This window comes from Luteimonas terrae (genome assembly GCF_004358165.1).
Taxonomy (GTDB): Bacteria; Pseudomonadota; Gammaproteobacteria; order Xanthomonadales; family Xanthomonadaceae; genus Luteimonas; species Luteimonas terrae.
The window spans coordinates 1-785 of sequence record NZ_SMTG01000001.1; the positions used below are offsets into that span (position 1 = coordinate 1).

General features: G+C 65.1%; 1 protein-coding gene. It reads left to right on the forward strand.

The window, feature by feature from the left end; all coding sequences use genetic code 11:
- On the forward strand, positions 1 to 785 hold a 785-nt coding region (locus E2F49_RS00005; protein WP_133392118.1), incomplete at both ends, for an elongation factor Tu.

The window sequence follows — 785 nt, forward strand, 5'->3', positions numbered from 1 at the left end:
ATGGACGGCGCGATCCTGGTGTGTTCGGCGGCCGACGGCCCGATGCCGCAGACCCGCGAGCACATCCTGCTGTCGCGTCAGGTCGGCGTGCCGTACATCGTCGTGTTCCTGAACAAGGCTGACATGGTCGAGGACGCCGAGCTGCTCGAGCTGGTCGAGATGGAAGTGCGCGAGCTGCTGAGCAAGTACGACTTCCCGGGCGACGACACCCCGATCATCCACGGTTCGGCCCGTCTGGCCCTCGACGGCGACCAGAGCGACATCGGCGTGCCGGCGATCCTCAAGCTGGTCGATGCGCTCGACAGCTGGATCCCGGAGCCGGAGCGCGACGTGGACAAGTCGTTCCTGATGCCGGTCGAAGACGTGTTCTCGATCTCGGGTCGCGGTACCGTGGTCACCGGTCGCATCGAGCGCGGCGTGATCAAGGTCGGCGAGGAAATCGAAATCGTCGGTATCCGTCCGGTGCAGAAGACCACCGTCACGGGCGTGGAAATGTTCCGCAAGCTGCTCGACCAGGGCCAGGCAGGCGACAACGCCGGTCTGCTGCTGCGCGGCACCAAGCGTGACGACGTCGAGCGTGGTCAGGTGCTGGCCAAGCCGGGTTCGATCAAGCCGCACACCGATTTCGAAGCCGAAGTCTACGTGCTGTCGAAGGACGAGGGCGGCCGTCACACCCCGTTCTTCAAGGGCTACCGTCCGCAGTTCTACTTCCGCACCACCGACATCACCGGTGCGGTCGAGCTGCCGGAAGGCACCGAGATGGTGATGCCGGGCGACAACGTGAA